This window comes from Acidiphilium sp., from assembly GCF_049977125.1.
GTDB lineage: Bacteria > Pseudomonadota > Alphaproteobacteria > Acetobacterales > Acetobacteraceae > Acidiphilium.
Window position 1 is genome coordinate 8,901 of the sequence record NZ_JBMFGY010000078.1, and the last position, 5,944, is coordinate 14,844.

The 5,944-nt window shown below is 65.6% G+C and carries 4 protein-coding genes; 1 reads left to right on the forward strand and 3 read right to left on the reverse strand.

Going from position 1 to position 5,944, the window contains the following annotated elements; all coding sequences use genetic code 11:
• Positions 1–86: 86 nt before the first annotated feature.
• Positions 87–1,868 carry a DEAD/DEAH box helicase gene (locus ACP5E6_RS12105; protein WP_427954492.1) on the reverse strand — a complete coding sequence of 594 codons (1,782 nt, stop codon included), beginning with the start codon at positions 1,866–1,868 and terminating at the stop codon, positions 87–89.
• 376 nt (positions 1,869–2,244) lie between these two features.
• On the opposite strand from ACP5E6_RS12105, the gene ACP5E6_RS12110 reads away from it, so the two are divergent.
• A complete protein-coding gene (locus tag ACP5E6_RS12110) occupies positions 2,245–3,354 on the forward strand; it encodes an oxidoreductase (RefSeq protein ID WP_427954493.1) in 1,110 nt (369 codons plus the stop codon).
• 132 nt (positions 3,355–3,486) lie between these two features.
• Here ACP5E6_RS12110 and attM read toward each other — a convergent pair whose 3' ends face one another.
• Complete coding sequence (gene attM / locus ACP5E6_RS12115; RefSeq protein ID WP_427954494.1) at positions 3,487–4,275, reverse strand: AttM family quorum-quenching N-acyl homoserine lactonase; 789 nt, start codon at positions 4,273–4,275, stop codon at positions 3,487–3,489.
• Positions 4,276–4,298: 23 nt separating this feature from the next.
• Positions 4,299–5,585 carry a hydroxyacid-oxoacid transhydrogenase gene (locus ACP5E6_RS12120; RefSeq protein ID WP_427954495.1) on the reverse strand — a complete coding sequence of 429 codons (1,287 nt, stop codon included), beginning with the start codon at positions 5,583–5,585 and terminating at the stop codon, positions 4,299–4,301.
• Positions 5,586–5,944 lie beyond the last annotated feature (359 nt).

Genomic DNA, 5,944 nt, shown 5'->3' on the forward strand with positions numbered 1-5,944 from the left:
GGCGCAAGGGGGATTAACGCATCTTGCGCCGCCGCGGGCGCAAGGGGGATTAATGCATCGCGCGCCGCCGCGATGCCGTGGCGGCGTCAGAGGCCGGGTTTCGCCTTGTTGCGGCGGCGGCGGGCCTGTTCGTTTGGCTTGCCCGTCGCCGGCGGATGGGGCGGGCGGACGTCACGCGGCTTGTCGGATTTGCCGCGCCAGGGGGCGCGGGGCGGGCGCGCCGTGCCGGTGTCGGTGCCTGGATCGGCGGCCGGGCCGGTGGTGGCTTCGATATGGATTTCGGGGTTGTTCGCCGCGATCACCGATTTCAGGAAATCGGCGGCGACGGCCTGGTTGATTTCGAATTTGGTCTCGCGGTCGAAGATGCGGATGGCGCCGATGTCGCGCTTGGTGACTCCGCCGACGCGGCAGATCAGGGGCAGCAACCATTTCGGGTCGGCGTTTCGGCGCCGTCCGACATCGGCGCGGAACCAGGCCATCGGGCTGGCCCCGGCGCCGCCGACGAGTCTGCCGCCGGGGCGGGCGCCATCGCGCGGCGTGTCGTGGCGGGGGCGATCCGGCGGGAGTGGCGCGATGTCCTCCGGGGAGGGCAGGCGGCCGCGATACAGGCGGATCAGCGCGGTCGCGATGGTTTCCGGCGGATAGGCGCCGAGCAGTTCCTGGACGGCGGCGCCGTCTTCCTCGAGCGGCGGCTCGGTCAGGACCGGGTCGGTCAGCAGCCGGGCCTGATCACGCGCGCGGATCTGGTCGGCCGAGGGGGGTTCGTCCCAGACCGCGTTGATATTGGCGGAGGCGAGCAGTGCCTCGGCCTGCCGGCGCCGGCTGTTGGCGACCAGAAGAACGCAGACGCCCTTGCGCCCCGCGCGCCCGGTGCGCCCGGAGCGGTGCAGCAGGGTGGCCTTGTTGGTCGGCAGATCGGCATGGACCACGAGATCGAGATTGGGCAGGTCGAGGCCGCGGGCCGCCACATCGGTCGCGATGCAAACCCGTGCCCGGCCGTCGCGCAGGGATTGCAGGGCATTGTTGCGCTCGGTCTGGCTCAGCTCGCCCGACAGCGCGACCACGGCAAAGCCACGTTCCTGCAGCCGTCCGTGCAGCTGGCGCACCGCCTCGCGGGTGGCGCAGAACACCAGACAGCCGCCGAGTTCATGAAACCGCAGCAGATTGACCAGCCCATGCTCGATCTCATGGGCGGCGATCCTGATCGCATGGTATTCGATGTCGGCATGCGGCTGATTGCGGGCGACGGTGTCGATCCGCAGGGCATCGCGCTGATATTGTCGCGCAAGCGCCGCGATTTCGCGCGCGATGGTGGCGGAGAACAGCAACGTGCGCCGCTCGGCCGGCGTGGTGCCGAGGATGAATTCCAGCTCGTCGCGAAAGCCGAGGTCGAGCATTTCGTCGGCCTCGTCGAGAACCACGACTTTCAAGGCACTGACATCGAGGTGGCGGCGTTCCAGATGATCCTGCAGGCGGCCTGGCGTGCCGACCACGATATGGCAGCCGGCGGCCAGCGCGCGCTGTTCGCGCCGCGGGTCCATGCCGCCGACGCAGGAGACCACGCGCGCGCCGGTGTGCTCATACAGCCAGGCGAGTTCGGCATGCACCTGGATCGCCAGCTCGCGGGTGGGCGCGATGATCAGTGCCAGCGGCGCGGCGGGCGGCGGCAGTGCATCGCCGAGCATGATGGTGCTGGCGAAGGCCAGGCCGTAGGCGACGGTTTTACCCGATCCGGTTTGAGCCGAGACCAGCAGATCGCGCCCCTCCGCCTCCGCCGTGAGCACGGCGCTCTGCACGGCGGTGGGTTCGTTGTAGCCGCGGGCGAGCAGGGCGCGCTGGAGGGCGGGATTTTCGATCGGGAAGTTCATGGGGGCTGATAGCGCGCACGGTATCGTGCCGCAACCGTTGCGATCGGATGGCAGCATCGCCAGCGCGCCCGAGCCTGATCGCCGCCGGCTGATCAATCCGGCCCGCCCGGACGGGCGATCAATCCGTCCTGGCCGGACGGGTGTGCGTTCCGTCCTGTCCGGACGGGTGTGCGTTCCGTCCTGTCCGGACGGGTGTGCGTTCCGTCCTGTCCGGACGGGCGGAACGCGGCCTTCCCGTCCGCGGCACAGCTATGAACAAGGTGACAAGCGGGGTATGACACGGGGGTTCGAAGGCAACTGGCGCCTTGTGTTCCGTTGCGGCGATCCGGAGTTATCCTGGGCGGCTTGCCCGGCATGAAGATCCGACGGGTTTGGCATGGGAGGATGGAATTTGATCGAGGAGGGGGCCGGGGCGATCCGCGTTGGTCTGGTCGGCTATGGGTTTGCCGGTCAAATCTTTCATGCGCCGCTGATACAGGCGGTGCGCGGCCTTTCGCTCGTCGCCATTGCCTCAAGCAACGCCGGAAAGGTTCATGCCGATCTTCCGGCTGTCACCGTCCATGAGACTCTCGGGGCGATGATCACCGACGACGATATCGACCTCGTCATCGTGGCCACGCCGAACGAGACGCATGCGCCGCTGTCGCGCCTGGCGCTGCAGGCGGGAAAGCATGTCGTCGTTGACAAACCCTTCGCGCTCGATCTGGATGAGGCGCGCGATCTGCTGCGCGTCGCCGAACAGGCAAACCGCAACCTCTGGGTCTTTCACAACCGCCGCTGGGACAGCGATTATCTGAGCGTCAAGACGGCGATCGAGGCGGGGGTCGTTGGCAGCGTGGTCCATTTCGAGTCCAAGATCGATCGTTTCAGGCCGGTCGTCCGCGACCGCTGGCGCGAGCGCGCCCAGCCGGGCGGCGGCATCTGGTTCGATCTCGGCCCGCACCTGATCGATCAGACGCTCCAGCTGTTCGGGCTGCCGGACGGCGTGATGGCCAGTCTCGCGCGACAGCGGGATGGGGCGCGCATCGATGATTGGGCGCATGTCGTTCTCACCTATGGTGAACGCCGGGTCGTGTTGCAGGGCGCGATGCTGGTTGCGGGTGGCTCGGCCCGTTTCATCGTGCATGGCACCGGCGGCAGCCTCGTCAAGCTCAAGCCTGACCCGCAGGAGTCCCAGCTTCTCGCCGGGATGCGGCCGGGCGAGCGTGGCTGGGGATTGGATAGGGATGCTCTCGTTGTCTATGGTTCCGAGGGGGAGAGGTCGGTTCCCGCCACACCGGGCGACCAGCGCCGTTTCTATGAGCTTGTCGCGGCGGCGTTGCGGGGCGAGGGCGCGGGTCCGGTCCGGCCGATTGAGGCGCTCGCCGTTATGGCCGTGCTCGAGGCAGGTGCGATGTCCGCCCGAAATGGCGTCACCGCCCGGCTGGCGCTCACCGATGCGGAGCGCGCGGCATGGGGCGGTGGCTTTTCGTCATTGGCGTCGTGATCGGCAGCGTGATCGGCGCTGGCGGGTAACCTTGCCGCCTGGTTTCACCTTGAAGGCGTTGTGGCTTTGCCGGTCGGCGCAGTTCGGACCGGGAGATCGGGCCAGTGCCGGAGTCCCGGCGTGTCGCGCGGATCAGTCATAAAAATCGGGTGCATGTTTGAAGCCTGGCCAGGCAACCGGATCGTGACCGGTTACCACCGTTGCGCCGGTTTTTTCGGCCAGCGCCCGGAGTTTGCGAACCGAACGGACAGTATCGATCGTACTGGCCAGAAAGCCTGGCAGGGCTTTTTCATCCCAATGATCGGTCGTGTACGCCGCATCGATGGTCAGCAGCATCGGGCCTGAATGCGGCAGCGTGATCAGGAAGGATTGATGCCCGGGCGCGTGACCGGGGGTGAAAATGGTTCGAATGGCGCCATCGCCATAGAGATCATAATGATCATCGAATTTGCCGTCGAGAAAGTGCCACTTGAGCCCTGGCCGGTCGAAATCGGGGCGAATATAGCCTCCCGAAGCGAACCAGTCCGGCGTGAAGGCATATTCGTATTCCGCGCGCTGGACGAGATGGGTTGCGTTGGGAAACCGCCCGATGGCGCCCGTGTGGTCAAGGTGCAGATGCGATTGCAACACGTAGCGCACACTGGCCGGATCGATGCCGAGCGAGGCGAGTTGCGGCAGGCAGGCTTCGTCCTCGCGCATGACGGGTTCGTAAACGTCGCATACCGCTCCCCAATGGCCGCGCGGATTGAGCGCAACCTCTGCCGCGTTGCCGCCATCGATCACAACATTGCCCTTGGGGTGGGTGATCAGAAACCACGGTACCGGGATTTCGTAGGGATCATTGCCCTGATTCATCTTGATCGACGCGGTAACCGTTTTCAGCGTCCCGCAGCTGAACATGTAGAGGCGGAGGTCCGACATTGATGTCTCCGGTTGCGAAGGGATTACCAATTATGGATCGATTGGGCGAGAATGGTCTCGAGTGCCGCGGCGCCGACCGGCTTGGGCGCACCGGTGAGCAGGCGTTGCTGTTTCAGGGCGCCTTCGATGATTGCCGGGATGTCGTCCTCGGTATAGCCGAGTTCCGCGATGCCGGACGGCGCGCCGACCGCCTTCATCAAATCGATCAGGGCGTGCGGCAGCGATTCCGAGTTGGGGTTGGCAATGGAATGGCCGCGCAATAATTCGGCGGCGCGAATGTGCTTTTCGGGTGCTGCGTCATAGGTGTAGCGAAACGCGGCGGGCGAGGTCACGATGACAGAGAAGCCGTGCGGCACGAAAGCGTGGTTCCGCGCGTAGCCGGGCGCGTGATAGCTATGTTTCAGCCCCGCGATCGGATAGGCGCAGGCGTGGGGGATGTGAACGCCGGCGGTGCCGAAACCGATGCCTGCCATGGTCGCCCCCAGCATCATGGTGCCGCGTGCTTCGACATCGTCGCCGTCGGCCACCGCGCGGGCGAGAAATTTGCCCCCGAATTCGATCGCCTGCAGCGACCAAATGTCGGCGACCGGGTTGGAACCCTGATAGGGCGGCCGATCGTCGGGGCTGGCGGCTTTCGGGCGCTGGTTGAACGGTTTTGAGATATAGCTTTCGACCGCGTGGCAAACGACATCGAGACCGGCCGATGCGGTAACGCCGCTCGGCGTGGTGCGGGCCAGCGACGGATCAACGATGGCGAGGGTGGGGCGCAGGTAGCGGTGCGATATGCCGGTTTTCAGCTTCAGTTCGGGAATATCGAGTACGGCCACCGTGGTGGCCTCGGAGCCTGAACCCGAGGTGGTTGGCAGCGCGATCAGCGGGCGCAGCGGCGCGGGGGGCTTACGGCCGCCACCGATCGGCGGATTGACGTAATCGATCACCGCCCCGCCATGGGTGCTGATCAAATTGGCGACCTTGGCGGTGTCAATGGTGGAACCACCGCCAAGAGCGACAAAGCCGTCCGCCGGATGCGCGGCTGCAAAAGCGGCGGCGCGGGCGAAGCTCTCGATGGTCGGCTCGACGCTGATGTCCTCGAACCGCTGACATTGAATGCCGGCGCTGGCAAGGTTTGCTTCGATGCGTTCGATCAGGTCGAATTCATGGAGAATGGGATCGGCGACGAGAATGACGCGCTGTAGACCGAGGCGGGTGATCTCCCAACCGAGTTCCTCGGCGGCGCCTATTCCGAATTTGAGTTGGGTCGCTTCGAGCGAGAACACGCTCTCCATGCCGCTGGCAGCGATGATGTTCACGGTTTCCTCCAGAATGCGTTCTATGCCGCATAGATCGGGCAGATATGCCAGATTGCCAAATTGGCGCAAGGGAGTGCATGTTTTGGGGAAGGTCGCGCGGGGCTCGCGAGGAACGCTGGAACAGGGCGCTCCCGCGTGGAGGGTCCGGGTCGTATTATACGGTCAGGGCGAAACCGGTGTCGCCGGTACTGACGGTTCGGGAGATCCGGACTCCAGTGTCTCAAGAGGGGGCTCCTGAGCAACCATCCGGACGAAGAGCCCCGCCGAGATGGCTGAGAAAATGACGGAGGTCGCGAGGATCGTGATGGGACCTGACCACCCCAAACTCGACGCTATGATGGCGATGGCGAGCATCATCA

What these genes read in the sequence shown, in the direction of transcription:
- ACP5E6_RS12110 (WP_427954493.1), top strand. Translation starts at nt 2,245, where the DNA reads ATGGGAGGATGGAATTTGATCGAGGAGGGGGCCGGGGCGATCCGCGTT.
- ACP5E6_RS12105 (WP_427954492.1), bottom strand. Translation starts at nt 1,868, where the DNA reads ATGAACTTCCCGATCGAAAATCCCGCCCTCCAGCGCGCCCTGCTCGCC.
- attM (WP_427954494.1), bottom strand. Translation starts at nt 4,275, where the DNA reads ATGTCGGACCTCCGCCTCTACATGTTCAGCTGCGGGACGCTGAAAACG.